The following is a 25,109-nucleotide window of genomic DNA, read 5'->3' as shown; positions in this document are numbered from 1 at the left end:
CGTGGCGAACACGACGTGGAACCGGCGGATCCTGCCCGACGACCAGCGGCTCACCCCGGCTCAGCTCGCCGATCGGACGGCCGCCCCCGCTTTCGGTGAGGTCCTGACCGAGCACATGGTGTCCCTGGAGTGGTCGGCCGAGCGGGGCTGGCACAACGCGGCCGTGCTGCCGTTCGGCCCGCTGCCGTTGGCGCCCTCGACGGTCGGCCTGCACTACGGGCAGGTCGTGTTCGAGGGCCTCAAGGCGTACGCCCAGCCGGACGGGTCCGTGGCCGCGTTCCGGCCGGAGCACCACGCGTCGCGGTTCCAGCGCTCGGCGGCCCGCCTGGCGATGCCGGAGCTGCCGGTGGGGCTGTTCCTGGAGTCCCTGGCCGAACTGGTGGCCGCGGACCGGCGCTGGGTGCCCGAGGTCGAGTCGCAGAGCCTGTACCTGCGCCCGGTCCTGTTCGCCACCGACCCCAGCCTCGCGCTGCGGCCCTCGGCCACCTACCGCTTCCTCGTGCTGGCCGCGGTCACCGAGGACTTCTTCGGCGCCGAGGCCCCACCGGTCGCGGTGTGGGCGAGCACCCGGTACTCGCGGGCGGCCAGCGGTGGCACGGGCGAGGCCAAGTGCGCGGGCAACTACGCCGGTGCCTTCGTCGCGCAGGTCGAGGCCGCCGAACACGGGTGCCAGCAGGTCGTCTGGCTCGACGCCGCCGAACACCGGTGGGTCGAGGAGATGGGCGGCATGAACCTGTTCTTCGCTTACGGCGACCACCTGATCACCCCGCCGCTGTCCGGGTCGCTGCTGCCCGGCGTCACCCGGGCCTCGCTGCTCGCCCTCGCGGCGGAACTGGGGTTCACCGTCGAGGAACGGCGGATCACCCTGGAGCGGTGGCGGGAGGACTGCCGGTCCGGGGCGATGACCGAGGCGTTCGCCTGCGGCACCGCCGCCGTGATCACCCCGGTCGGCCGGGTCGCCGCCGCCTCCGGCGACTTCACCGTCGGCGACGGCGGGGCGGGCACCGCGGCCAAGCGGCTGCGCGGGGCCCTGGTCGACCTGCAGCGCGGCCGGGCCGAGGACCCCAGGGGGTGGCGGTACCGGCTGGCCGAGCGCTGAACCGCCGCGCCCCCGGCTGTGGTGTCCTGGTTGTGGTGCCGGGGGCGCGGGGGCGGCGACCTGATGGGCCTGGGGTCGGTGTTTTACCCACGGCGCAAATACCGGCGGGCTGATTCGCGGGCGCGCTTACGCTGGGTCGAGCCGACCCACCGGACCGCGGCTCATGCTGCCCGCCAGCGCGAGGAAGCCCATGACCGTCCACCTGCTCGGGCCCGTGGAGATCAGCGCCGACGACGGCGACCCGCGGCTGCACCGGCGCAAGCAGCGGCTGCTGCTCGCCCTGCTGGCCGCGTGCGCCAACCGCGTGGTGCCGGTCGAACGCATCATCGACGTGCTCTGGGAGGACGACCCGCCCCCACCGACCGTGCGCAACCAGGTCCACGTCCACGTCGGCGCGGTGCGCAGGGCGCTGACCGCGGCCACCGGCGACCCCGGCGCCCTGGAGACCACCGCGACCGGGTACCTGCTGCACTCCCCGCCGGTGGTGGTCGACGTGCGCGAGTTCGAGGACGCCGTGGCCGCGGGTGTGCGGTGGCAGGCCGCCGGTCAGCAGAGCGCCGCCTCGGCCGCGTTCGCCAAGGCCCTGGCCTGTTGGCGGGGTGCGCCGCTGGTCGGGCTGGACGGCCGCTACGCCGCCGCCGAGGCCGCGCGGTTGCGCGAGCGGTGGTTGTTCGCCCGTGAACGCCAGACGGACATCGAGCTGGCCCTGGGTCGGCACGCCGAGTTGCTGCCGGTGCTCGCCGGTCTGCTCGAGGCGCACCCGCTGCACGAGGGGTTCCGCCGCAGCTACATGATCGCGCTCTACCGGTGCGGACGCGTCGCCGACGCATTGGCCGCCTACCGGGACGGGCGGCGGCTGCTGACCGAGGAGCTGGGCATCGAACCGACCGCGGCGCTTCGCGAGGTGCAGCAGGCGATCCTGCGCGGCGCCCCCGCGGACCGGCTTGCCGCACCGGTGCTGGCGACCGCGCCGCCCCGCCAGTTGCCTGCCGAGGCCAGTCCGTTCGTGGGGCGGGACGAGGTGCTGGCCAGGATCGACGCGATGACCGCGGCGGACCGTGACCGGGTGCCGGTGGTGCTGACCGGGCCGGCCGGGGTCGGCAAGACCGCGGTCTGCACCCGCTGGGCGCACCGGGTCAGGGATCGCTTCCCGGACGGGGAGTTGTACGTGGACCTGCGGGGGAGTGGTCCGCTGCCGTTGGACCCGGCGGCCGTACTCGCCCGGTTCCTGCGCGCGCTGGGCATGGCGCCGGACCGGGTGCCCGCGGACTGCGCCGAGGCCGCTGCCGAGTACCGGTCGCTGCTCGCACCGACCAAGACCCTCGTCGTGCTGGACGACGCCGCGTCCGCCGAGCAGGTGCGCCCGCTGCTGCCGGGGACGCGGTCCTGCCAGGTGCTGGTCACCAGTCGTCACGACCTCGCCGAACTGGAGGCGGGCGACGGGGCCGCACGGATCGCGCTGCCCGACCTGTCCTCGGCCGAGGCGCAGGCGCTGGTCACCGTGCTCGCCGCGGGCGGGCGCGCCCCGGTGGTCCTCGCCTCGCTTTCCGGGCGCAGACCGGTGGAGCTGCGGCGGGCCGCGGCGCGGTTGTCCGATCGAATGGCCGAGGGCCGAGGAATGGAACGGGCGGCGGTGGTCGAGCCGATTCGCCGTTCGCTGCCCTGAGAAAGTCTCATACTGCCCGATCCTTTCTTGGGTGTGGCCGGGTTCGCCGCTGTGAATCGGACTGAGAGCATGCCAGGACAATTGTGTTGGTGCGGCTGGACGTGGCCTTTTCTCGCCAACCTCGCTTGTCGGCGTGGGGCAACCGCCATTCGGAGTGTCGGTGCGGATGGTTGCCGTGGGCCGGTCTGGACTAGTCCGCAGGGACGCGGTAATGTCGCTTAGCGCCCGAGGGTCGCTTATTGTGCAGCGGGTGCGGCTCGTACCGGGGAAATGTCAACGGGCGCAATCCGTCTAGGGGGCACAGTGCTGCGAATCCACTTCGGCGTTGGTGACCTCGCGCGGGTCCGGATGGTGACCGGGCTGGGGGTGATCGCGGAGAGCGTGTTCGCGCTCGACCTGTTCGGCAGGCCGGGCAGCGTGTTCGGCCGGTGGCGCAAGCGGGTCCGCAGCAGGCTCGGCGGCAGGCTCGACGGCATCGAGCGCACGGTCCGGGAGCAGTTACCCCTGCAGGACTTACTCTGGCTCGTCGAGCGGCCGGAGGGCGGTGGCGGGCGCGGTGCCCTGCCCGCGTCCAGCAGGCACCTCGCCGAGGCCGTGTTCGAGTTCGGCAACGCCGCCGTCGTCCCGTACTGGGAACAGGGCCTGGCGCACCTGCGCGCCGAGCGCGACGACCGCGGCCGGGTGGTCATCTCCGGCGGCATGGACCGCCTGCTCGGCAGCCTGCACCCCAACCTGTACTGGGACGCGCCGGTCCTCTACGTCTCCACCCCCGGCCCCGACCGCGACATCCACCTCGACGGCCAGGGACTGCTGCTCAGCCCCGCGCTCTTCCTGGCTCCCCGCACCTGCGCCTTCGTCGACGCCGAGGACTCCGGCCCCCCGGTCCTGGCCTACTCCACCGCCTTCACCGCCGCCACCACCCCCGACGACGAGGACCGCGACGACGCGGGCGGCCAGGCCCTCGGCAACCTCGTCGGCCACACCCGCGCCGCCGCACTCCAGGTCCTCTCGGACAACTGCACCACAAGCGAACTGGCCGAGCGCCTCGGCATCTCCATCGCGGGCGCCAGCAAGCACGCCACCGTGCTGCGCAAGGCGGGCCTCATCCGCACCGCCCGCCACCGCAACGCCGTCCTGCACACCCTCACCCCCCTCGGTGTCGCCCTGTTGCAGCGCACCGTCCTGGTCAACCGAACCTCCATCCCCGCCTGACCGTCCTCAGTGGACACCCGACCCCCGGGAGGAACCCCATGACCACCAACCCCTTCGACGACCCCGACGGCACCTTCCTCGTCCTGGTCAACGCCGAGGGCCAACACTCCCTCTGGCCCACCTTCGCCCCCACCCCCACCGGCTGGACCCCCACCCACGGCCCCACCACCCGAGCCGACGCCCTCGCCCACATCGACCACACCTGGGTCGACATGCGCCCGAACAGCCTGATCGAGGCCATGGGCCGCTGAGCGCTCCGGTTGCGCGCGCCTGCTCAGTCCGGGATGGCTTTCGCCGCGATGAGCAGGGGGCCGGAGGTGAGCAGGACCGAGACGGCGTTGCCGTTGCCCGCCACGAGGACCTCACCGACGCGAAACGGGTCTGGGACGCGCCGGTTGATCTCCTTGGGGATGGACAACCGCAGCTTCCGGTCGTCCTCCAGGTTGATCGCCACCGAACCCCCGACGTACTGGTCCACCTGAGCCACCCCCGTCGTCCACCCGGTGCGGGCGGCCGCCTCGGCCCGCGTGCGCCACCGCACCCGGTGGACCGCCCCCTCGACCGCGTAGAAGCTGCCCACCGTCGCGGCCAGCACGATCCACAGGGTCTGGAACGTGGGCTGGTCCACGTGCCACCGCGCCAGGATGAACCCGAGCAGCATCGCCAGCACCACGGTCCCGAAACTCGCCGACACCAGCGCACGCTTGCTCAACCGCGCCACGGCATCCGCCGCGTCCCGCTCCGCCATCAGGTGCGTGCGCGGCACCGTCACCTTCCCCAACTCCACAACCGCTCTCGCCTGAAACTTCTCCCGCGCCACCTCGACCGCGAGATCGCCCACCCCACACCCCCTGCTCGACACCCCGACGCCGCCATGATCAACGACCACCACCAGCCGCACCCCGAAACCGGCCCGATTACGCCGGGTGGCCCAATGACGGCGCCGTAGTCCAAGGAGCCATCAACGGCCCGCCGCACTTCGGAGCCCTGGAATCAGCTACCAGCGGCCAATGGACGACAAGCACCGGTAGAGCGAGGACCTCGTCGGGCGTGACAAACGGATAGCTCGGCGCGGGGGGATCGCTTCCCGGATGGTGCCGTCGACGGGTGCCTGGGAGCGGGCCTTCGCCCTTGCGGCCGAACTGCACATGTCGACCGGCGCCCTGCGAAGCGCTGTCGCGGCAAAGGAACGCGGCCATGGAGTCCCCCGTGAGAAGAGCTCGCCGCGGTCGTCCCGCACGGCCTGCAAGTCTTACGCGGTCGGCCTCGAACGGATCCGACGTGTGACCACGACCCTCTCCGACAACTTCCGGCTCCTCGCCGACGTGATGGCAGGCCCGCACGGCCTACCCATCTCACCTGCGACTCATCGTCGTCGCCTGCGCGGGAGATCAGCCGCGCTGCCGCGAGACTGCATGCAGACGGCCTGGTCGAGCACGTCGTGTTCTCCGGTGGTGCCGCCAAGGATTCCGGCAGGCGGTGGACCTCCCGGCGCGACGGGTTCCAGGCAGGTTGTGTGCACTTCCCCCCCGTTCGCTGGGCTTCCTGGCGGTGTAGCGGCGTCCGGATCGCCCCGTCTGGGCGTATCGGGGGTGCGGGCCTTCGCCTAGATTGGTCTGGACCATAACGCCGGGTGGAGGAGGGCCATGTCCTGGAAGAGGTGGGGCACCGTCGTCGCTGTTGGGGCGGTGGCGGTCGGAGTGGCGGTTGTCGGGGTTCCCGCGCAGGCTCATGGCGGGGGCGGTGGGGTTCGGGCGGTCGGGTACTACACGCAGTGGAGTCACCAGGACCGCGGGGTGCCTGTCCGCTACATCGTCGACAACGGCTCGGCGGCGAGGTTGACGCACCTCAACTACGCCTTCGGTCTGCTCGACGAACAAGGCAGCTGCGTCAGTTCAGACCCGACGGCCGACTACCGGCGGTTGATCCCGGCGCGGGAATCCGTTAGCGGCAAGGCGGATCGGCCCGGTCAGGCGCTCGCGGGCAACCTCAACCAGCTCAAGCAGCTCAAGCAGAAGTTCCCGAAGCTGCGCGTCTACATCTCGCTCGGCGGCTGGATCGGCTCCGCGTACTTCTCCAACGCCGCGCTGACCCCGCAGTCCCGCGCGGCGCATGTCCGGTCCTGCATTGACCTGTGGCTCAAGGGAAATCTGCCCGGTGCGCCCGCAGGCGCGGGCAAGGGGGTGTTCGACGGGATCGACCTGGACTGGGAGTGGCCCGCGACCGACGGCAACGTGGGCAACGTGGTTCGGCCTGAGGACAAGCAGAACTTCACCGCGTTGCTGCGCGAGTACCGCGTCCAGCTCGACCGGCAGGGGTTCAAGGACCGCAGGACCTACGACCTCACCGCGTTCCTGCCCGCCAACCGGGAGGCGATGGACCGCGGGTACGAGCTCGCCGAGGTGTACCGGCTGCTGACCTTCGCCACCGTGCAGGGCTACGACTACCACGGCGCCTGGGAACGGACCGCCAACCAGCAGTCGGCCCTGCGCGTCCCCGACGGCGACCCGACCACCCCCAAGGACAGCGGCGAGATCGTCGTCGACGCTCACCTGGAACGCGGCGCCCCCCGAGACAAGATCACCCTGGGTGTCCCGTACTACGGCCGCGGCTGGACCGGCCTGCCGAACCAGAACAACGGCCTGTTCCAACAATCCACCGGCCCCGCCCCCGGCACCCACGAAGCGGGCTACGACGACTACCGCACCCTCAAGGGCCTCCTGACAAGCGGCAAGTACACCCTGCACCGCGACAACAAGGCGGGCCACGCCTGGCTCTTCAACGGCACCACCTTCTGGACCTACGACGACCCGACCGAGCTCACCCGCAAGGGCCGCTACATCCGCGACCGCGGCCTCGGCGGCGCCATGATCTGGTCCCTCGACGGCGACACACCCCAGGGCGAGCTGATCCGCGCGCTGTCCGCCGGGTTGCACCGGCGCTGAGGCTGTTCTCCTGCACAAGCCAATGACCGCCAAGGGAGCGACGTCCGCAGTGGAACGTCGCTCCCTTGGCGGAGGCTTCAGCTCTCGGCGGAGCGGGTCGCGGTTTCCAGGGACCTCGTCAGGGTGCGGAGCCAGCGGGTGGCCGTCGCCGGGTCGTTCTGGTCGAGGGGTTCGTTGACGCCGGGCAGGACCTTGACCGCGTAGCCGGTGTAGGTGCCGGGGGCGTAGATCTGGTGCCGGTACCACGGGCGGTTCGGCAGGCCCTCGGTCCGGGTGAGGGCGCGTTCCTGGGCCAGCAGCGACCTGTTGAGCCGGGCGAGCCGGTCACCACCGCCGAGGTCGCGTTCCCGCATTAGTCTGTCCCGAGTGGACTCCAGCCTTTCCGTGGCACGCAACCACTCCTGGGCCGCCCTGGTCGCCGCCCGGACGTCCACACCGCGTTTGCCCGCGGCTTCGAGGTAGATGAGGGTCTCGCGCGCGTAGTCCGAGTAGTTGAACGGGATCACGTCGGCCTGGGCCAGGCGGAGGCCGAGCAGGCCGGTGGTCTTGGCGGCGGTGGACTGGTAGCGCGCGCCGGGGTCGAGGAAGCGGTGGGTGAACTGGGGGTCGTCGATGGTGCTGTGGTAGTTGCCGTTGGGGGAGTGGAAGCCGATGTCGGCCGAGGCGATGCCCAGGCGGTCCAGGAAGGCGGTGTAGTCGGAGCCGCTGCCCAGGCGGCCGGGGGTCGTGGCGCCCTGCGCGGCCCAGTTGTCGTGGACCGTGCCGCCCGCGGGGTCGGGGACGGACTGGGTGACCGCCGTGATCAGGTCGTCAAGAGCGGGAACCGCTGCCGCACCGAAGGACCGGCCCGCGGTGCCGTCCATGTTCAGGTAGGCGACCGCGCCCCGCCGCAGTTCTGGCGCCAATTGCTCCACCCACTCGGTCGAGCCGAGCAGCCCGTACTCCTCGCCGTCCCAGCCCGCGATGACGATGGTCCGCTCCGGGCGCCAGCCGGTCTTGAGCAGCCGGGAGAGCCCGTAGGCGATCTGCAGGGCCGAGGTCCAGCCGCTGGTGTTGTCGGTGCTGCCGTACACCCAGGCGTCCCGGTGGGCGCCGATGACGACCTTCTCGTCCGGGTGGGTGCGGCCCTTGATCTCGGTGATGACGTTGTCCACCGGCACCTGCCGGTAGTCGATGTCGAGGTCCAGGTGCGCCTCGGTCGGGCCGGGGCCCACGCGGTACGGGAAGTCCAGCCCGCCCTGCCAGGTCGCGGGCACCGCCGGGCCGCCCAGCGCGCGCAGCAGGTGTTGGGCCTCGCCGTAGGAGATCGGAGTGGTCGGGATGCGGGGCAGGTTGTCCGCGTCCTCCGGGTCGATCCGGTCGGTGCCGGGCACGGACGGCTCGCCCGGGGTCAGCGGGTCGCCGGGGTACTGGAAGATGTACTGCACGCTGCCGCGCTGGATCGCGTCGGCAGGCCGCCACGGGCCGTCGGGGTAGACCGGGCCGCGCACGAACCCGTCGTCCTTGGGGTCGGAGTAGATGATCAGCCCCTTGGCGCCGCGCTCCTGCGCGACCTTCGACTTGACACCCCGGAAGCTGCCGCCGTAGCGCGCCAGCACGATCTTGCCCCGGACGTCGACGCCGAGTTCGGTGAGCCGCTGGTAGTCCTCCGGCAGGCCGTAGTTGACGTACACCACCAGACCGGTGACGTCCCCGGCGGGCGAGTACGCGTTGTAACCGACCACGGCCTCGTCCAGGTGCTCCTGACCCGGGTAGGGCTTCTCCTTGACGCTCAACACGCGCCTGGTCGGGGCGGTGATCTCCACCTTGATGTCCTTGGGCACCGACGTGTAGACGGAGTAGCGGGCATGGCGGGCGGGCAACCCCCACCCCTTTAGCTTGCGCGTCGCGTACTCACCGGAATCCCGGTTGCCCTCCGTCCCGACGAGCTGCGGCCGCGCCGACAGCGTCGTGTTCAACGCGAGCGCCTGCGCGGGATCGATGGCGGCCAGGAAGTCCTTCTCCACCCGCCGTTGTGCGGCGGAGTGAGCGGCGGTGAACCCGAGCAGGGATCCGTCCTGCGCGGCAGCGGGCACCACGGTCAGTGCGGAGACAACCCCCACCACGACCACGCCCGCGACAACCTTGGAACTGCGCTGGGTGATACTTCGCATCCACCCAGTCAGCCACCTCGCCGTCGCGCGCGGTACCCACTGATCGTCCGGTGTCCTACCAGGTGGACATCTGGGAACACTGAGGCTGGGGAATGAAGCACGGCCCAGATCAAGGTCCAGTCGGTGAAGGGTTTGTCGCCACCGGGCTCGGTCCGGTGCGCGACCATCAACCGGCCGTCACCGCTGATGGCGAAGGCGAGTACCTTCCCAGAGGTGTCCTCCTGGGCGACGACCCCGACGAACTAGCCGCCCGCCGCGCCGCCCTGGAAAGCCGGTTCGCCCACTGACCTCCGCGCATTCGTCCGTGCGGCGGATGGCATTCCCGCGGGGTGGCCCCACCCTGGGGTGATGGACGACGTGCCGGGTCTGGTCGTGTCGAACACGCTGTCCGGCACGGTCTTCGGGTCCGTGGTGCAGGCCGGGGTCGTGACCGTGGCGGTCGGGGCGGTCCCGGTGCTCCCGCGGCAGCTCCCGGCGGCAACGCCCCACTTCGTCGGTCGCCATGCGGAACTGGCCGAACTCGACCGGCTGGTCGACGGGGCGGCGAACGCGGTGGTCGTGTCAGCGGTGGACGGCACCGCGGGCATCGGGAAGACCGCGCTGGCGTTGCGCTGGGCGAACGCGGTCGAGCACCGCTTTCCGGACGGCCAGTTGTACGCCGACCTGGTGGGGTTCGGCCTGCGGGAGCCGGTGTCGTGCGCCGCGGTGCTGGACGGTTTCCTCATGGCGCTGGGGGTCCAGGCGGCCCAGGTGCCCGCGGGCCTGAACGCCAAGTGCGGTCTGTACCGGAGCCTGTTGCGCGGCCGACGGGTGATGATCGTGCTCGACAACGCCAGGGACAGCGGTCACGTGCGACCGCTGCTGCCGGGCACCGCGGGGAGTCTGGTCCTGGTCACCAGCCGCAACGCGATGGACGGCCTGGTCGCTCGGGACGGCGCTTGGCGGCTGCCGCTCGGCCTGCTCACGCACGAGGACGTGCTGGCCCTGCTCGAACGGCGCCTCGGCGTGGCGCGGGTGGCGCGGGAGCGGAACGCGGCCCTCGCGCTGGCCCGGCGGTGTGCCGGGCTCCCGCTCGCGTTGAGCATCGTCGCCGCCCGCGCGGCGAGCCGTCCTGATGTCCGGCTGGTCGACCTGGCGGAGGAACTGGCCGACGAGGACGCCGTGCTCGACGGCCTCGACCTCCACGAGTCCGATGTGGATGTCCGCACGGTCTTCTCCTGGTCGTACCGGGCGCTGTCCCCGCAGGTGAAGGAGGTCTTCCGGCTGCTCGGCCTGCACCGGAGCACGGACATCACCGGTACCGCCGTGGCGAGTCTCGCAGGGCAGCCGGTGCGTCGCGCTCGAGGTCATCTCGACCGCTTGGTCGCGGCCGGGTTGCTGGAGCGGCACGGTGCGGGCCGGTACCGCATGCACGACCTCATGCGGGTCTACGCGGCCGAACTCTCGCGTTCGCTGGACGCGGAGGATCGGAGCGCCGCGCTGCACCGCCTGTTCGACCACTACGCGCACTCAGCGTGGTCAGCCGACGAGCAGTTGTACCCCTACCGAGGTGGAACGCCTCCCGGCGGACCTCGCGACGGCGCCATCATCGACGCACCCACCGACTACGACAGCGCGCTCCAGTGGTTCACCGCCGAACACGCGACCTTGGTGACAGCGGTCGAGCACGCGGCGGCAGCGGGGTTCGACGCCCACGCGTGGCACCTGTCCCGGTGGCTGTCGACCTACCTCGACCGAAGCGGGCACTGGGAGGACTACGTCGGTGTCCTGCGCGCGGCGGCCGACGCGGCCACCCGACTCGGCGACCGGACGATGCTCGCGCAGACCTTGCGGCGACTGGGACGGGCCACTCTCCTGCGGCGGGAGTTCGACGAGGCACTGAGCTGCTGCGCCCGCGCCCTGCGGATCCACCAGGAGACGGGCGACAGGGAGGGGATGGCCCGCGCGTACCGCAACATTGCGATGATCCACCAGGAGCGGGGGGATTACGACGGCGCGCTCGCCAACGCGACGCGGTCTCGTGACCTGTTCCGGCTCACGGGCAACAGGTCCGGCGAGGCCAGGGCCTTGCACGCGCTCGCGTGGTGCGGTGCTGAATCCGGCCAGTACGCGCAGGCGTTGGTCCACTCCCGCAGTGCCATCGGCATGTTCGAGTCGCTGGAGGCCGCCGACCACCAAGGCGAGGCCAGCGCCGTGGAGGTGCAGGCTTATGTGTTGCACCGCACCGGGCACCGAGAAGAGTGCGTCGCCCACTACCGGCGGGCGATCCGGCTGTGGCGGCGGCTCGGGAACCGCTTCTACGAGGCTGGAACCCTGAAACGCCTGGGTGTCGTGTACCGCGAACTCGGCGACGTGGACTCGGCCAGGGACGCGTGGAGCCGCGCCGCTGAGATCTTCACGGAGTTGGGCCACGACGACGCCGAGGTGGTCCGACGAGGACTCGCCGAGCTCGACTAGCCGACTGCGCAGGCTGGATCAGCGGTCAGGAGTCGGCGGTGTCGTCGCGGGCTTGGCGGCGTTGTTGTTCGGCTCGTTCGCGGCAGCGGCGGAGGAAGTCCTCGTCTGCGGCGGTGTCCGGGGCGGCGAAGCGGCCGGGGCGGTCGTACTCGGGGTAGTGCGGGGTGGTGCGTTCGTAGGCTGCGGGGCGGCGTGGGGTTGTGGATTGTGGGCGGCCAGCGACGAGCCAGAGGAGGGAGCCGATGAGGGGGAGGACGAGGACGAGCAGCAGCCAGCCGAACTTCGGCAGGTTGCGGTGGCTGCCTTCCGGCGCGGTGATCACGTCCACCAGGCAGAAGATCCACAGCGCCAAGGTCGCGAGTCCGAAGACGCCGCCGAAGTACCACATGTCGCCCACCCCCAAGTAGATCTGACCGGCACAGGGTAGGGCACCCGCGCGCGTCCCCGGCAAGCGGATTCCGGTCACGGCCCCGTTTCGGACGACAGCGAACCTGTCCCTCCCGTCCCGAACTCCGCCTCCACCGCTGTCCGAACGGGCAGGACCGGGGCGCTCGCGCGGGGCGATCCTGGCGGGCGCGCGGGTGGTGCGAGAAAACAAGGAGTCAGGTGCATGGCTGGAGACATCAACCTCAACGAGCAGTTAGTCGCGACCGCGGACGGTCACCACGCGGTCGCACACGAGTATGGAGACCTGGTGGTCGCCGCGGTGCCTGAGGGTACGGCGGCGGTGGCGGCGGTCGACGAGGAGAGCCTCGACGAGCTCGCCGCGATCGGGCTTGCGGCGTTGCGGTTGCGCGAGTCCGCGGGGTACGCCGAGGCCAAGGCGCAGCGCCCCCTCGACGGTGCCAACTGGGACGAGGGCGACGCCCCCGACGCGGACGACGACGCCGAGGTGTCCACTGAGGACAGCGGTGCCGCGCTGTCGGCCAGGCTCACCGGCCGGGTCGCGGTGGGCATCGTGATCGTGGACGGACCGACCGCGGACCTCCAGTTCAGCGCGGCCGAGCGCACGAAGGTCGTCGCCGAGGTGCAGAACGGGTTGGGCTGGTTGGGCGCGCAGAGCAGCCCGGGCGGCGTCACCTGGGTGTACGACGTGCGCACCCCGTCGATCACCGCGCAGCCGGACCCCAACGCCGCGGACGCCGCCAAGGAACCCCTCTGGCGCGACCCGGCCCTCAAGGCGATCGGCTTCGACACCGCCGCCCAGTACGCGGAGAAGTTGCGCGACACCAAGAACTCCACCTGGGCCTACGTCGCGTTCTTCACCAAGTACCCGGTGCGCCACTTCGCCTACGCCTCCATCGGCGGCCCCCGGCTGGTCATGCAGTACAGCAATGACGGTTGGGGGGTCGACAACATCGACCGGGTCTTCGCCCACGAGACCGGCCACATCTTCGGCGCGCCCGACGAGTACGCCTCAAGTGGTTGCGACTGCGGCGGTTCCTGGGGCCCGTGGGGCAAGCCCAACGCCAACTGCGAGACCTGCGCCCCCGGCGGCGGCGAGCCGTGCATCATGAAGTCCAACAGCTGGACCATGTGCGCGCACACCCCGTGGCACCTCGGGTTCCCGCAGGGCCAGCGGTACTCGGGCGTGTTCACGGCAGGCACCGGCGGGCACGGGTTGTGGGTCAACGCCGACTGGTCGCACTTCGTGGCCAAGTGGCAGGAGTGGAGCGCGGCGGGACTGCGGCTCGACGAGTTGGAGATCAGCAAGCCCGGCGGGAACCTGCGCTACTCCGGGGTTTTCTCGGCGGGCGCGGGCGGTTACGGCCTTTGGGCGCTGGTCGACTGGGACAGCTTCGTGGCGAAGTGGAAGGAGTGGAGCGCGCAGGGTTTGCGGTTGGTGGACCTGGACATCACCGAGGTCGACGGGAAACCCCGCTACTCCGGCGTGTTCCGCGCGGGCACCGGCGGCTACGGGCTGTGGGTGAACGCCGAGTGGTCCAACTTCGTGGCCAAGTGGCAGGAGTGGAGCGCCGCCGGGCTGCGGCTCGACGACCTGACCGTCACCACGATCAACGGCCAGTTGCGCTACTCCGGCGTCTTCAACGCGGGCGCGGGCGGTTACGGGTTGTGGGCCCTCGCCGACTGGGACAGCTTCGTGGCCAAGTGGAAGGAGTGGAGCGCGCAGGGGCTGCGGTTGGTGGACCTGGACATCACCGAGGTCAACGGCCAGCGCCGGTACTCGGGCGTGTTCCGGGCGGGCGCGGGCGGGTACGGCCTGTGGGTCAACACCGACTGGACGAGCTTCCTGGAGAAGTGGCAGGAGTGGAGCGCGGGCGGCCTGCGCCTGGTCGACTTCGACATCACCCTCACCGGCATCGAGGCTTTCGCCGCGACGGCCACCGGCGTCCTGGTCGAGGCCGCCGCCGAACCGCACACCCCGGCCCCGGCGGGCATCGGCTTCGCCTCGATCTCCCTGACCACCACCCCCACCGACCTGCACCACAACGCCATCGACGACGGCACGGGCGACCCCTCCCCGGGCGTCGGCTACCTGCTCACCCCGTCCGACGCGGGCCAGGGCGCCCGCTCGACCCCCGACGACCTGGTCCTCCCGGTCACCACCGGCTTCGGCGCCATGTCCCCCCAGTAGCCCCGGAGCCCGCCGTGCCCACCACCCTGGGCGCGGCGGGCTTTCCACTCGTCGTCCGGTGGCTAGTCGATGTCCGCGTTGGCCATCCCCAGCCGGGAGCACACCGTCTCGTCCCCCGGGAAGACCCCCACCGAGCCCGGGCCCTCGCCGCCGTCCAGGTTGTACGCCCTCGAGTTCAGGACGCACGCCACGAGCGGCGGCGTGCTCGAGCGCGGTCCGCCGTCAGGTTGCAGCGGCACCCGACCGGTTGACGAGGGGTGCGTCGGCGGGGGCACGGCGCGAGACTGGGTGGGACGACAAGGGAGTCCACAATGCGGAGTCGGGCGAGGTTCGCGGGGCATGCGGTGCACCCGATGCTGGTCGTGTTCCCGTTGGGGCTGCTGGTGACGGCGGTCGTGTTCGACGCCCTGTTCTACGTGACGGGCGGGGCGGATTTCGCCGTCGCGGGGGCGTACACCATGGCGGCTGGGGTGGTCGGGGGTTCGGTGGCGTCCACGTTCGGGTGGGTCGACTGGTCCTCGCTGCCCGCAGGTACCCGGGCGCGGCGGATCGGGTTGGTGCACGGGTTGACCAACGCGGTGGTGATCACCTTGTTCGCCGTGAGCTGGCTGGTGCGGTTGACGGGGGAGACCTGGGAGCCCACGTCGACCTCGCTGGTGCTGGCTCTTGCCGGGCTGGCGCTGGTCGTGTTCGGCGGTTGGCTCGGGGCCGAGTTGGTGGAGCGGCACGCGGTCGGGGTGGACGAGGACGCGAGCCTGAACGCGCTCAAGATGGCTACTCCGGGTAAGGCGCAACACGCGTGAGGACCTGGCTGTCACCCACATGGGCGGATGACTAGTCTCTGCGCGTGACTGCGCACCGGGACTGGTCTGAGCTGGAACACGCGTACGGCACCGCCGAGGACACGCCCGGGTTCATCGAGGCGCTGCGCGGCGCCGACTGGGAGAGCGCGCTGCAGAACCTGCACGCGTCGATCTTGCACCAGGGCACGATCTACAACGCAACGTTGCCCGCCGTGCCGCGCATCGTCGACGTCGCGCTCGATCCCGCCGCGCCGGGTCGGCAGGGTGCACTGTGGTTCGTCGTCGCCTACGCCGAGTCCATCGCGCAGGGGTACAGCGAGTCGTCGCACTACCTGCCGGAAGACACCGACATGGACGACTTCGACGAGTCCGCTCGTGCGGCGTTGTCCGACGCGACCCGCCGACTCGCACCGTTGCTCGACGACGCGGACGACGAGGTGCGGGCGTCGATCTACCAGCTCACGTCGTACCTGGTCGATGAGCCGGTGGCCGAGGAGGTCATGCCGCTGGTGCGTGCCAAGTTCGACAACGAGAGCGGTGCTGCGGCATCGTTGATCGAGTCCCTGGTGCGGCACGACCTGTTCACCGAGGCGGACTTCGAGGTCGTGCTGGAGCGCGGCGACGACGCCATCACCTTCGCCGCGGCGTGGAGCGCGATCGCCGAGGGGATGGACCTGCCGGACGCCATCGACCACGTGGTCCGGCTGTGGCTGGCGCAAGCGGACGGGTACCCCGGTTCTGGGGCGTCGCTGGAGATCCTGGCCAACCACGCCGGTCCCCGGGCGGTACCGGTGTTGCAGGCCCTCGCCGACTCGATCGAGACCGACGCGCTGGCCGACGCGTGGGTGGAGGTCGCCCTCGCCTCGCGGTCGTCCGTCGACGCGGCCCTGGACGGCTTGCTCGCGCTGACGCCCCGCACAGTCGGGGTCGTGACGGCTCTCGCCCAGGTGCTGCCCGCTGTCCCCGAACGAGCGGCCGAGTTGTGCGACGCGGTGTTCGAGTTGGCCGATAGTGACGACCCGACACTGCGGGCGGTCGTCGCCACGACGTTGTTCTCGGCGCGGGATGCACGGTGGGCCGCGCCCGCGAAGACCGTGACCGTGCACCCGGCCGAGCCGACCGTCTCGCGTCGGAAGGCCCGGATGTCGTTCGCCTACGCTCTGACCGGGTTCGGCCCGCAGCGGCCTGACCTGCTGTGGGCGGAGGCCGACCTGTTCGAACTGGCTGTCGCGGCGCTGTGGTCCTGGCGGAGCGGCGCGTGGGTCGAGGTGTTGGGGGTGCTGCCGCTGACCCAGGAGACCGTGCGGGCGGTGCTGCCGTTCGCTGCTGAGTTGCCCGCGCAGGTTGGTAAATTGTTGGCCCATGCCGCCGTGGCGGGCCTCGCTGTGCCGCCGGTGGATTCCGACGACGCCTGGATGATCACCGCCGGTGCCCTCGCCGACCCGGACGCCGACCTCGACACCGCGTTCCGCCGGGCCTGGGAGGCCAACGGCGGCGACGACCGCGCCAGCAGCGACCTGATCGACGTCTGGTCGACGCGCCCGTCACCCGCCCTGCTCGAGACCTGCCTGCGCCTGCTCGACGGCACCGCGCTCACGTCCTTCCCCGGCCAGTTCGCCCAACTCGCCGCCGCCCGCGCGATCGACGACCCCGCACGCACCTGGCCCACGATCCGCGCGGTGCTCGACGAGGCGGGCAACCCGCTGCCGACCGCCATCGCGGTCGCCCTGGCCCTGGGGGAGCACCGCGCCGAGGTGGTCGCGCTGCTGGAGGACATCAGCACCACGGGCCGCCTGACCTGGTCCGGACGCGACCACCTGGCCGTCGTGGTCGCCGTGGACACCCTGGTCGACCTGGGGGAGATCGCGCCGGGCGCCGCGGTTGAGCGGGTCACCGAGGCCCTGTTCGACTCGATCGACGAACACAGCGCGGGCCGCGTCGCGCCCGAGGTGGGCCTGGTGCTCGGCAGGGTGCTCGCCGCGCACCCTGACCTGCGGGAACAGGTCCGTGAACAGCTGTCGGACATCCTTGACGACGACCACCGCCTGCCCACCGCCAGCGACACGATCGCCGAGGACGTGGAGATCACCACGGCCCTGCGGGCGGGTCTCGGGGGCTAGCGGGCGGCCGCGGTTGCGGGACGGGTGCGGGTCAAGGGCGAGGGTGGTGCGGGCGGGGACAAGCGGGGGTCGCCGGGGTCAGGATTGCTGTGACCGGCAGCACCGACCCAAGGAGCCCCCGATGACCGAGAACGAGATGTCGACCCTCCGCGACGTGGCCGACCAGTCCATCCTGTTCCACAACGGCCTGTGGGGCGGCCCGATGGGCTTCCGCTGGTCCGACACCGACGGCGGCGCCGCGGGCACGGTCCCCCAGTGGCAGTCCGAGTCCCTCGAGGTCCTGATCCGCCGCGGCCTCGCCCAGATCGAACCCGCCACCGGCGGCGGCCGCCTCGCCAAGGTCAGCCTCACCCCCACCGGCACCGACTACGTCGCCCTCCCGATGGCCGCCTGACCTGGTTCGAGCTCTCGGGACGCCGATGGTGCTCCGCATCGCGGAATGACCAAGCCCGCCGATACAGACCAAGCCCGCGCCTCGACCAAGAGAAGTCGGTCCGGCCAACCGTGACCACACGAGTCCGCCACTGACTTGCTCACCGGGCCTCGGCCACGCGGGCTCCACGCCCTCCGGCGACAAGCCGGGACGACACCCGCCACCAGCCAGCGTCGACCTGCCCAAGTCGGCCGCGGCGCACAAGCCACTTCGCCGCCGCGTGGAAACGTGGAACTCGGCGCTACCGGCGGCAGTCACCCCAATCCGCCACTTGCGCGGCCAAGACACGCACCCACGCCAGGCCCCTACCGCCACCACCTGCGTCGGCGGGACTCCCTTTCGCCGAACGCGAAACCAGCGCCTCCCCACCCTCAAGCCCCTACCAGATCACCTGCCGATCAAGATCAACTCTCCGACCGGGGCCCACCCTCCCGGGGCCGGGGGCCCATCTCTGAACCCATCGAACCCGGCGGGTTGTCAAGAGGGGTCGAGGGCGAGGTGTGGATGGCTTGGCAGGTTGTGGATAACCGGGGTCGTGGTCGGATACCGGTTCGGCGCAGATCTGGTTGCGCGGAGCGCCTTCGATGTTCGTCCTCTGTGAGCGCATCCGTCAGGTGGCGGGTGTCCACACCCTAGGACTAGGCAGGCCCGTGGGCGGGCCATTCGATCACCGGGCAGCGGTCCTGGATGAAGCGCAGTCCCGCGTCCATCGCGCGTTGGCCCGCGGCGTCGTCGATGACGTCGAGTTGGAACCAGACTGCTTTCGCGCCGATGGTCACGGCTTCGTCGGCGAAGGGGCCCGCGTCCTCGGAGCGGCGGAAGACGTCGACGCAGTCCACCGGGAACGGGATGTCCGCCAGCGACGCGTAGCCCTGCTCGCCCCACACCGTCTCGGCTCGGGGGTGGACGGGCACGATCCGCTTCCCGCGCTGCTGCAGGAACCGGGCGACCCCGTGCGCCGCCCGTGATGGGTTGTCGGCAAGGCCGATGATCGCCCAGGTGTCGCAGTGGGCGAGGATCCAGCGGACGTCCTCGGTGCTCATGCGCACCAGCCTCCCATGCTGATAGCTTGCCCTCCGTGAGTGATCATGTGGTGACCGTGCTGGGGGCGACCGGCAAGACCGGGCGCCACGTCGTGGCCCAGGCCGTCGAGCGGGGCTGGCTGGTCCGCGCCGCGGGCAGGCGGGCGGCCGAGGCAGGCGAGTTCGTCGCGTTCGACTGGGACGACGAGTCCACCTGGCACCCCGCGTTCGCCGGTGCCGACGCGGCGTACGTCGTGATCCCGTTCAACCACGCGGGCGTCCCCGAGAAGGCCCCCGACGTCATCCGCGCGGCCGCGGCCGCCGGGGTCGCCCGGATCGCGCTGCTGTCCACGATCGACGTCGACCACGCCCCCGACGACGACCCCACCAAGGTCGCCGAGCAGACCCTGCTGTCGCTCCCGGTCGAGGCCGCGCTCATCCGCCCCACCTGGTTCCTCGACAACTTCACCGTCGGCTCCTTCCGCGGCATGCTCGACACCGGCGAACTCCGCCTCCCCGCAGGCGAGGCCCCCTTCCCGTTCGTCGACACCCGCGACATCGCCGCCGTGGCCGTCGCCGCACTCGCCCCGGGCGGCCCCACCGGCCCGCTCCCGGTCACCGGCCCCGAATCCGTCACCCACCACGCCGTGGCCCAGGCCCTCGAAGCCGCCCTCGGCCGCCCGTTCCGCTACATCCCGGTCCCGGCCGCCGAGTTCATCGCCCTCCTCGAATCCCGCGGCTTCACCCACTCCTACGGCGACTTCCTCGCCGACGCCCTCGGCAAGGTCGCCAACGGCAGCTTCGTCATCCCCGTCGCCGACACCGTCGAACGCCACTGCGGCCGCCGCGCGTACACCCCGGCCGAGTTCGCCCGGCACTTCGCCCAGTCCTGACCAACTGAGGGGCGCAACGAGAGTGGTTGCCCGCCGGGCAGTTGCTCGAGCGAAAGTTGCTGGAGCACGCTGACAGGCTTCGCGTGCCGCCGAAGGCGTCCAGGCGCTGTCGATATCTCCACGACTCTCGCTGGATCGGCTTGAGTCAGACGCCGGTTGTGGAGCCGGGGCGGGTGATCATCAGGACTACCACGGTGGCCCAGACGAGGTTGAAGAGGCCGGTGGTCATGGTCAGGCGGGTGGTGGCCTCGCGGGTTGCTTCGGCGGCGTCGAGTAAGCGTTTCTGGCCCGGCAGGATCGCCAGCAGCAGTAGGGCGGCCGCGAGGGCGGTGAGGAGCATCGAGACCGAGAGCCAGGGTTGGCCGAGGACGCCCATCGCGGCTCCGGTGGCGATGCCGAAGACCGGGACCGCGACGCCGACGACGGTGTAGCCGCGGCAGACGCGGTGTAAGAGGGCGGCGGTTGCCGGGTCGCTCCCGGGTTTCACGGAGCGCGGGAACATCGACGCCGCAACGGTGATCGGGCCGATTGCCACGATTGACGCCAGGACGTGGATCGAGAGCAGCAGTGCGGTCACCGACGGCCTCCTAGGTTGCCTGCCTACATGTTGGCTACCTACGTATTGATAGCACAGCCCACCCTCGCCGGATACGCGGAACCGGTGGGTCAGAGGTCGGTGATGAGGCGCGCGCAGCGGCGGCAGGACCGGGCGGAGCCTGCGACGAGGGCGTGTGAGGCAGCGGCGAGAACGCAGGCGAAGGTCAGCAGGACCCAGTCCGTGCCCAGGGCCGCCGACAGAGCGAGAGCAAGAGTCGCGATGGCCATGGACATGCTCGCGGCAGTACCCGCCCAGGCGATCGTGAGCGGCAGCCGGTCCGGGGTCGGGAACCACCGGGAGAGGGTGCCGGTGGCGGCCAGCGTCACCGCGGCGAGCACGGCGGCGGCAGCCGACACGATGGCAAGGTGTTGGGCGGCGCGCGGAAGGTGCCAGAACGAGTCGTCGGCCCGTTGGAGCAAGGTCCAGCAGACGATCACGAACGGGACGGTGAGCGCGACCGCCCGCGCGGTGTGCCTGGCCTGCGCGATCGTCAGTTCCCGTTGCCAGCTCCCGACGAGCTCGGCCGCGGTCCCGAACTCACGCACGGCCTGCTCGGCGGCGTGCTCGTACGACAGCCCCGCCCGCGTACGTTCGGACACCGCGTCGTTGAGATCGCCGCGGGCCTCGGCCACCATGCGCGCCTTGGTCCGCTTCGGGCCTTGCAGTGCGGCGGCCAACGAGGAGAGGTAGTCCTCGACGGGATCGCTCATGTCGCGATCTCGGGCGGCGCGACGGGGTTGAGCACCGACCCGATGGCGGCGGTGAACTCCTGCCACGCCGTCCGCTCGTTCGCCAGCGTCCGCCGTCCGGCGTCGGTGAGCTCGTAGCACCGTCGGTGCCGTTCGCCCGAGGACTGCTTGGTGCTGCGCAACAACCCGACCCGTTCCAGCCGGTTGAGCGCGGGGTAGATCGTGCCCGTGCGCAGTTCGAGCGCGCCCCCGCTGCGCTGCTGGACGGCGGTGATGATGGCGTAGCCGTGCAGCGGGCCCTGTTCGAGCACGGCCAGCAGCAATCCGTCCAGGTGACCGCGCACCGCATCCTGTCTCACGACGAGTCAGCCTACGCCACAAGCATTGCCGCCCTACCTATTGGAAGACAACGTGTCCGACGCGGTCGCGCTGTCACCGGCCTGATCGGGCCGCCTACACTTCTGGGGTGCGGTGGTACAGGTGACCTGGAACGTGGTCCTCGGGCTGCTCGCACTCGTCCTGGCGCCGATCGGCCTGTTCACCGTGGCCGCGAGCGGGTCGAGGCAGGTGCGCAGGCTGCTGGCCCGGCGGGCGAGTGCGCGCCGGGAGCGGCAGCGGTTGGCGCGGGCGCTGGCCGAGGGCGACAAGCGGCCGGTGACGTCGTTGGCCGATCGGCCGCGGCTGCCGGTGGACCAAAGCGCCATCCGCGACTCGCCCTACGTGTACCTGACCGACCTGCGGATCACCGACCTGCGCTGCTTCCGCGAGGCGCGGCTGTCGCTGCGCTTCCCCGGTGAGTTCGCCACACCCGACGCCGCGCCGCTCGTGCCCAACGTGAACCTGCTGATCGGCGACAACGGCACCGGCAAGTCCACGGTGTTGCGCGCGGCGGCCATGGTGGCGCTCGGGCCGGTGCTCGACAGCTCCGGGTTCGTGCCGTACCGGCTGGTCCGCGAGGAGCGCGACACCGCGCTGGTCGAGGGCAGGCTCGCGTTCGGCGGTGTGGGCGGACCGGAGCCGCTGGCCTGCGATGTGCGGATGCGCCGCCGCGGGGACTTCGAGGTCGTGGAGACCGACACCCGCGGGCCCTACTGGGACGACCTGTTCGACGAGTCGTCGCCGTCGTTCTTCGTCGCCGGGTACGGGGTCAACCGGCGCACGGCCGAGGACGCGCGGTCGGACCCCAGCCAGGAGAAGGGCAGGCGCAGGCGGCGGTTCCAGCGGGTGTCGAGCCTGTTCGACGAGACCGTGTCCCTGGTGTCGTTCGGCGCCTGGCTGCCCACCGTCAGCGCCGAGCGCAGGCGGGAGGTCGCCGAGGTCCTGCGGCGCGCGCTGCCCGACGACGTCCGGTTCGACGACGACTTCGACGGCGAGGACGCGGTGTTCCGCCGCCGCGGCGTGCCGGTCCCGTTCCGCGCGCTGTCGGACGGCTACCGCTCGTACCTCGGCTGGCTCGGCGACCTGCTGTTCCACCTCAGCGCCGTGGCCCCGGCGCACGTCCCGCTGGGCAGCATGGGCGGCATCGTGCTGGTCGACGAGATCGACCTGCTGCTGCACCCGGAGTGGCAGCGCAAGGTGGTGCTCGACGTGGCGGTGATGTTCCCGAACATCCAGTTCATCCTCACCACGCACAGCCCGATCGTCACCGGCACCCTGCAGGCCCGCAACATCCTGCTCGCCCGCGACGACCCGGACGAGTCGGTGTCGCGGCTGAGCGAGGTGCGCGCGGAGGTGCACGGCCTCAACGCCGAGCAGGTCCTGCTCAGCTCCTACTTCAGCCTCGACACCACGCGCGCCCCCGACGTGGCCGACGACCTGACCGAGTTGGCCAGGAAGGCCGTCCGCGGCGACGACGCGGCCCGCCGCCGCTACCTGGCCGTCCTGGTCGACGGCGCCACCGGGAGCCGCTGACGGTGATCAGGGTGTTGGCGGGCCGCGACCGGCTGCTGGCCTGGCTCGGCGCGGACTCGCAGGTGTGGCGGGGGAAGGCGAGCAAGGCGACCGACCTCAACCGCGACAAGGGCAGGCACGTGTCCGGCGAGAGCCTGTGGTCGGCGCTGCGCCCGGGACTGACGCGGTTGCAGCACAACAAGTGCGCCTACTGCGAGAGCGAGCTGGAAGCGGACGGCGTGGAGTGGACGGTCGACCACCACCGCCCCAAGGGCCGGGTCCACAGCGGCACCAACCCGGCCGAGGACATCCATGACGTCGGCGGCGCGTCGCAGACCGGGTACTACCTGCTCGCCTACGAGCCGGACAACTTCATCGGGTCCTGCGGCACGTGCAACAAGTACAAGGACAACTACTTCCCGACCGCCGGCGCCCGGGCCCTGCACACCGGCGACCGGGCGGCGTTGCGCGCGGAACGCCCCTACCTGGTCGACCCGACCGACGAGCAGGACACCGACCCGGAGCGGCTGATCGACTGGCGCGGGACCTTCGCCGTCGCGGCGCCCGACCTCGACGAGCACGGTGTGCGGCGCGCCGCGGAGACCATCAGGCTGCTCGGCCTCAACCGCGACAAGCTGCAGACCGATCGCGCGCTCGTGCTGATGGCGTTCTGGTACGCGTGGGAGAAGGACAAGACGGCGGACATGGATGCCCTGTGCGCGCCGGGAGTGCGTTATTCGGCGTGCACGCGGCGGTTCCGCCTGCTGTGCGGGACCGACCCCGCGGCGGCGGAAGAGGTGTTCGACCAGGCGACGGATTTGGTGCTGGGGCGGGACAGGACGGCGGTATGATCCTCGGCGACTACTCGCTCCGGTGAGGCGGCGGTCGGGCTCCGGTCCGGCCGCCATTCACTTCCCGGGCGTTATTCGCCGATCTGGGCGATGCCGACCTCGAGGTTGCGAATCGTCACCTCGGGCGCGAGCAGCACCTCGTCGATGTCGGAGGACCGGTAGCCCAGCTCCGCGCGGCCGCGGAACACGGCCCACCGCAGCGCGCAGTACAACCGCACGGGCCGGTTGCGCGAGACCAGGGTCTCGACGCGGGTGCGCAGCGCGGAGCCCGCAGGTGTGGTGACCACGACCCGCGGCGCCACCAGGTACCCCTCGCCGCGGGTGCGCCGCACCAGCACCCCGGTCAGGTCGTCGACCTCGACCAGCGGGAAGCTCGTGCTCCGCCGCAGGCTGAGCTTGCGCAGCAGGACCACCGGCGCGTCACCGGGGTGGGGCACGTGTGTCGCCGCCCAGAGCGCCCGCGGCAGGTCACCGAGCAGCACCAGCAGCCAGATCGCTGTCGCCACCGCGAAGCTGTAGCCGAACACCAGGTAGAAGTCGAGGAAGGCGTGCTCGCGGGTGTAGTCCCTCGGCTCACCCGGCCAGAACCAGGCGGTGAGCACCGGGTAGAGCTTGGCCATCCCCAGCGACAGCAGCACGCCGAGCACCGCTGTCCTGGTCGCCGCGGCCACCACCGAGCCTGCCTGCTCCTCGTCCACCGCGGGTCGCCGCCGCCACGGTGAGCACCGCCGGACCAGGAACCCCGCGGTGAGCACGATGATCACGCCGGGTAGCACCAGGAAGACCGGCACCCCCAATGCCTGCAGGATGTCGGACTCGCCGAACACCTCCAGGGTGACCGGCATGGTCACCACCAGCGACACCGCCGTCTCGGCCCGGCCCGGTTCCTGCGCGGAGACGCGGAACACCGCGGGTCGGGTGCCGGGCACGACCGCGCCCTCGGTGCCGACGCGCACCGGCAGCGACACCTTCGACCGCGGCGCCAGGTCGAACTCGCACGGTTGCCCGGTGGCGGGGTTCTCGTCCCACCTGGCCACCCGCCCGCCCGGGCAGGTCACCTCCAGCCAGGTGTGCGGCGGCGGCGTCACCGACAGCGCCGTCACCCGCACCGGACCCTCCCGGTCGGTGCCGATCACCAGCGTCGCCGAGCCCGGACGGTTCTCGTTGACCCGATCGGGTCCCGCCTCGGCGGTGACGGTGACCGGCGGCGGGTTCGGCACGGCCTTCACCGTCGTGCCCGCCACCGCGGACGCCGCGCGGGAGTCGACCACGAAGGACAGCCCGACGTCCTGGCCGGACCCCTCGGACCGCCTGGTGACGGTGACCGCCTCGGTACGGGACTGGCCGGGCGCCAACTCGAACGGCGCCACCGGCGAGGTGATCACCGAGTCCTCGGCGGCCACGGCCGTGACCGTGACCGGCACGCGCTTGTCGGTTGTGTTCGCCAGCGACACCAGCACGACGGCCGATCGTCCCGGCGCGAGCGCGATCTGGGCGGGGGCGACGGACACCACCACGGGTGTCTCCGCCGCCATGACCGGTGCGCCGAGCGACAACAGCCACACCACCGCGAACACGCACGCGAGTGCCCTCGGCAACCCCACACGCACCCCTCTCACTCCGTCCACGAGACTCATCTCCCGTGGCCGGTGATCCGCTACACCCGCCGGTGTAGCGGATCA

The 25,109-nt window shown here is 71.4% G+C and carries 22 protein-coding genes; 13 read left to right on the top strand and 9 right to left on the bottom strand.

Going from position 1 to position 25,109, the window contains the following annotated elements:
• The first annotated feature begins 1 nt into the window (after position 1).
• From CLV68_RS20170 to CLV68_RS20155, 4 genes are all read left to right on the top strand, one after another.
• Positions 2–1,099: a branched-chain amino acid aminotransferase gene (locus CLV68_RS20170; protein WP_121392895.1), complete on the top strand. Its 1,098-nt coding sequence runs from the start codon at positions 2–4 to the stop codon at positions 1,097–1,099.
• 190 nt (positions 1,100–1,289) lie between these two features.
• A complete protein-coding gene (locus CLV68_RS20165) occupies positions 1,290–2,765 on the top strand; it encodes an AfsR/SARP family transcriptional regulator (protein WP_170224481.1) in 1,476 nt (491 codons plus the stop codon).
• A 303-nt stretch (positions 2,766–3,068) separates the two neighbouring features.
• Positions 3,069–3,977 (top strand): ArsR/SmtB family transcription factor, encoded by a 909-nt coding sequence (locus tag CLV68_RS20160; protein WP_170224480.1) that lies wholly within the window; start codon positions 3,069–3,071, stop codon positions 3,975–3,977.
• Positions 3,978–4,015: 38 nt separating this feature from the next.
• Positions 4,016–4,228: an MbtH family protein gene (locus CLV68_RS20155; RefSeq protein WP_121392472.1), complete on the top strand. Its 213-nt coding sequence runs from the start codon at positions 4,016–4,018 to the stop codon at positions 4,226–4,228.
• A gap of 23 nt (positions 4,229–4,251) precedes the next feature.
• Here CLV68_RS20155 and CLV68_RS20150 read toward each other — a convergent pair whose 3' ends face one another.
• The gene (locus tag CLV68_RS20150) at positions 4,252–4,818 is read right to left on the bottom strand and encodes a hypothetical protein (RefSeq protein ID WP_147460078.1); all 567 of its coding nucleotides are present in this window, start codon (positions 4,816–4,818) and stop codon (positions 4,252–4,254) included.
• A gap of 805 nt (positions 4,819–5,623) precedes the next feature.
• Between CLV68_RS20150 and CLV68_RS20145 the strand changes: the two genes are divergently transcribed.
• The gene (locus CLV68_RS20145; RefSeq protein ID WP_121392470.1) at positions 5,624–6,922 is read left to right on the top strand and encodes a glycoside hydrolase family 18 protein; all 1,299 of its coding nucleotides are present in this window, start codon (positions 5,624–5,626) and stop codon (positions 6,920–6,922) included.
• Between the two features lie 77 nt (positions 6,923–6,999).
• Here CLV68_RS20145 and CLV68_RS20140 read toward each other — a convergent pair whose 3' ends face one another.
• Positions 7,000–9,075 carry a M28 family peptidase gene (locus CLV68_RS20140; protein WP_246010013.1) on the bottom strand — a complete coding sequence of 692 codons (2,076 nt, stop codon included), beginning with the start codon at positions 9,073–9,075 and terminating at the stop codon, positions 7,000–7,002.
• 348 nt (positions 9,076–9,423) lie between these two features.
• Between CLV68_RS20140 and CLV68_RS20135 the strand changes: the two genes are divergently transcribed.
• Complete coding sequence (locus CLV68_RS20135; protein WP_121392469.1) at positions 9,424–11,532, top strand: tetratricopeptide repeat protein; 2,109 nt, start codon at positions 9,424–9,426, stop codon at positions 11,530–11,532.
• Positions 11,533–11,557: 25 nt separating this feature from the next.
• Here the strand turns inward: CLV68_RS20135 and CLV68_RS20130 are convergent, their stop codons facing one another.
• Positions 11,558–11,920: a PLDc N-terminal domain-containing protein gene (locus CLV68_RS20130; RefSeq protein WP_121392468.1), complete on the bottom strand. Its 363-nt coding sequence runs from the start codon at positions 11,918–11,920 to the stop codon at positions 11,558–11,560.
• A 222-nt stretch (positions 11,921–12,142) separates the two neighbouring features.
• Here CLV68_RS20130 and CLV68_RS34065 point away from each other — a divergent pair, with 222 nt between their 5' ends.
• A complete protein-coding gene (locus tag CLV68_RS34065; RefSeq protein ID WP_170224479.1) occupies positions 12,143–14,128 on the top strand; it encodes a hypothetical protein in 1,986 nt (661 codons plus the stop codon).
• Between the two features lie 62 nt (positions 14,129–14,190).
• Here CLV68_RS34065 and CLV68_RS34060 read toward each other — a convergent pair whose 3' ends face one another.
• Positions 14,191–14,367 (bottom strand): hypothetical protein, encoded by a 177-nt coding sequence (locus CLV68_RS34060; RefSeq protein ID WP_170224478.1) that lies wholly within the window; start codon positions 14,365–14,367, stop codon positions 14,191–14,193.
• A gap of 72 nt (positions 14,368–14,439) precedes the next feature.
• Here CLV68_RS34060 and CLV68_RS20120 point away from each other — a divergent pair, with 72 nt between their 5' ends.
• The 3 genes from CLV68_RS20120 to CLV68_RS20110 all read left to right on the top strand — a co-directional run bounded on the left by CLV68_RS20120 (position 14,440) and on the right by CLV68_RS20110 (position 17,445).
• Positions 14,440–14,931, top strand: coding sequence for a DUF2231 domain-containing protein (locus tag CLV68_RS20120; protein ID WP_121392467.1), 492 nt, complete (start codon positions 14,440–14,442; stop codon positions 14,929–14,931).
• A gap of 44 nt (positions 14,932–14,975) precedes the next feature.
• Positions 14,976–17,051 carry a hypothetical protein gene (locus CLV68_RS20115; protein WP_121392466.1) on the top strand — a complete coding sequence of 692 codons (2,076 nt, stop codon included), beginning with the start codon at positions 14,976–14,978 and terminating at the stop codon, positions 17,049–17,051.
• 121 nt (positions 17,052–17,172) lie between these two features.
• Entirely contained in the window at positions 17,173–17,445 is a 273-nt protein-coding gene (locus CLV68_RS20110; protein ID WP_121392465.1) for a hypothetical protein, read from the top strand.
• Positions 17,446–18,122: 677 nt separating this feature from the next.
• Here CLV68_RS20110 and CLV68_RS20105 read toward each other — a convergent pair.
• Positions 18,123–18,527, bottom strand: coding sequence for a CoA-binding protein (locus tag CLV68_RS20105; protein ID WP_121392464.1), 405 nt, complete (start codon positions 18,525–18,527; stop codon positions 18,123–18,125).
• Between the two features lie 35 nt (positions 18,528–18,562).
• On the opposite strand from CLV68_RS20105, the gene CLV68_RS20100 reads away from it, so the two are divergent.
• Positions 18,563–19,399 carry an NmrA family NAD(P)-binding protein gene (locus CLV68_RS20100; protein WP_170224477.1) on the top strand — a complete coding sequence of 279 codons (837 nt, stop codon included), beginning with the start codon at positions 18,563–18,565 and terminating at the stop codon, positions 19,397–19,399.
• A 145-nt stretch (positions 19,400–19,544) separates the two neighbouring features.
• Here CLV68_RS20100 and CLV68_RS20095 read toward each other — a convergent pair whose 3' ends face one another.
• The 3 genes from CLV68_RS20095 to CLV68_RS20085 form a co-directional block, all read right to left on the bottom strand.
• A complete protein-coding gene (locus CLV68_RS20095) occupies positions 19,545–19,976 on the bottom strand; it encodes a DUF2269 family protein (protein WP_121392462.1) in 432 nt (143 codons plus the stop codon).
• Positions 19,977–20,065: 89 nt separating this feature from the next.
• Complete coding sequence (locus CLV68_RS20090; protein WP_121392461.1) at positions 20,066–20,707, bottom strand: permease prefix domain 1-containing protein; 642 nt, start codon at positions 20,705–20,707, stop codon at positions 20,066–20,068.
• Positions 20,704–21,045, bottom strand: a complete 342-nt coding sequence (locus tag CLV68_RS20085) for a PadR family transcriptional regulator (RefSeq protein ID WP_121392460.1) — start codon at positions 21,043–21,045, stop codon at positions 20,704–20,706. The genes CLV68_RS20090 and CLV68_RS20085 overlap by 4 nt, the downstream gene beginning before the upstream one ends.
• A 121-nt stretch (positions 21,046–21,166) precedes the next feature.
• Between CLV68_RS20085 and CLV68_RS20080 the strand changes: the two genes are divergently transcribed.
• Both CLV68_RS20080 and CLV68_RS20075 read left to right on the top strand, forming a co-directional pair.
• Positions 21,167–22,597, top strand: a complete 1,431-nt coding sequence (locus tag CLV68_RS20080) for an AAA family ATPase (protein WP_121392459.1) — start codon at positions 21,167–21,169, stop codon at positions 22,595–22,597.
• Between the two features lie 2 nt (positions 22,598–22,599).
• Positions 22,600–23,427: an HNH endonuclease family protein gene (locus tag CLV68_RS20075; protein WP_121392458.1), complete on the top strand. Its 828-nt coding sequence runs from the start codon at positions 22,600–22,602 to the stop codon at positions 23,425–23,427.
• Positions 23,428–23,498: 71 nt separating this feature from the next.
• Here CLV68_RS20075 and CLV68_RS20070 read toward each other — a convergent pair whose 3' ends face one another.
• Complete coding sequence (locus tag CLV68_RS20070; RefSeq protein ID WP_147460077.1) at positions 23,499–25,046, bottom strand: hypothetical protein; 1,548 nt, start codon at positions 25,044–25,046, stop codon at positions 23,499–23,501.
• Positions 25,047–25,109 lie beyond the last annotated feature (63 nt).

The sequence above is a fragment of the Actinokineospora cianjurensis genome (genome assembly GCF_003663795.1).
Lineage (GTDB): Bacteria > Actinomycetota > Actinomycetes > Mycobacteriales > Pseudonocardiaceae > Actinokineospora > Actinokineospora terrae.
The sequence above is the reverse complement of the archived record's forward strand: the minus strand, read 5'-3'. Positions and strand labels throughout refer to the sequence as shown.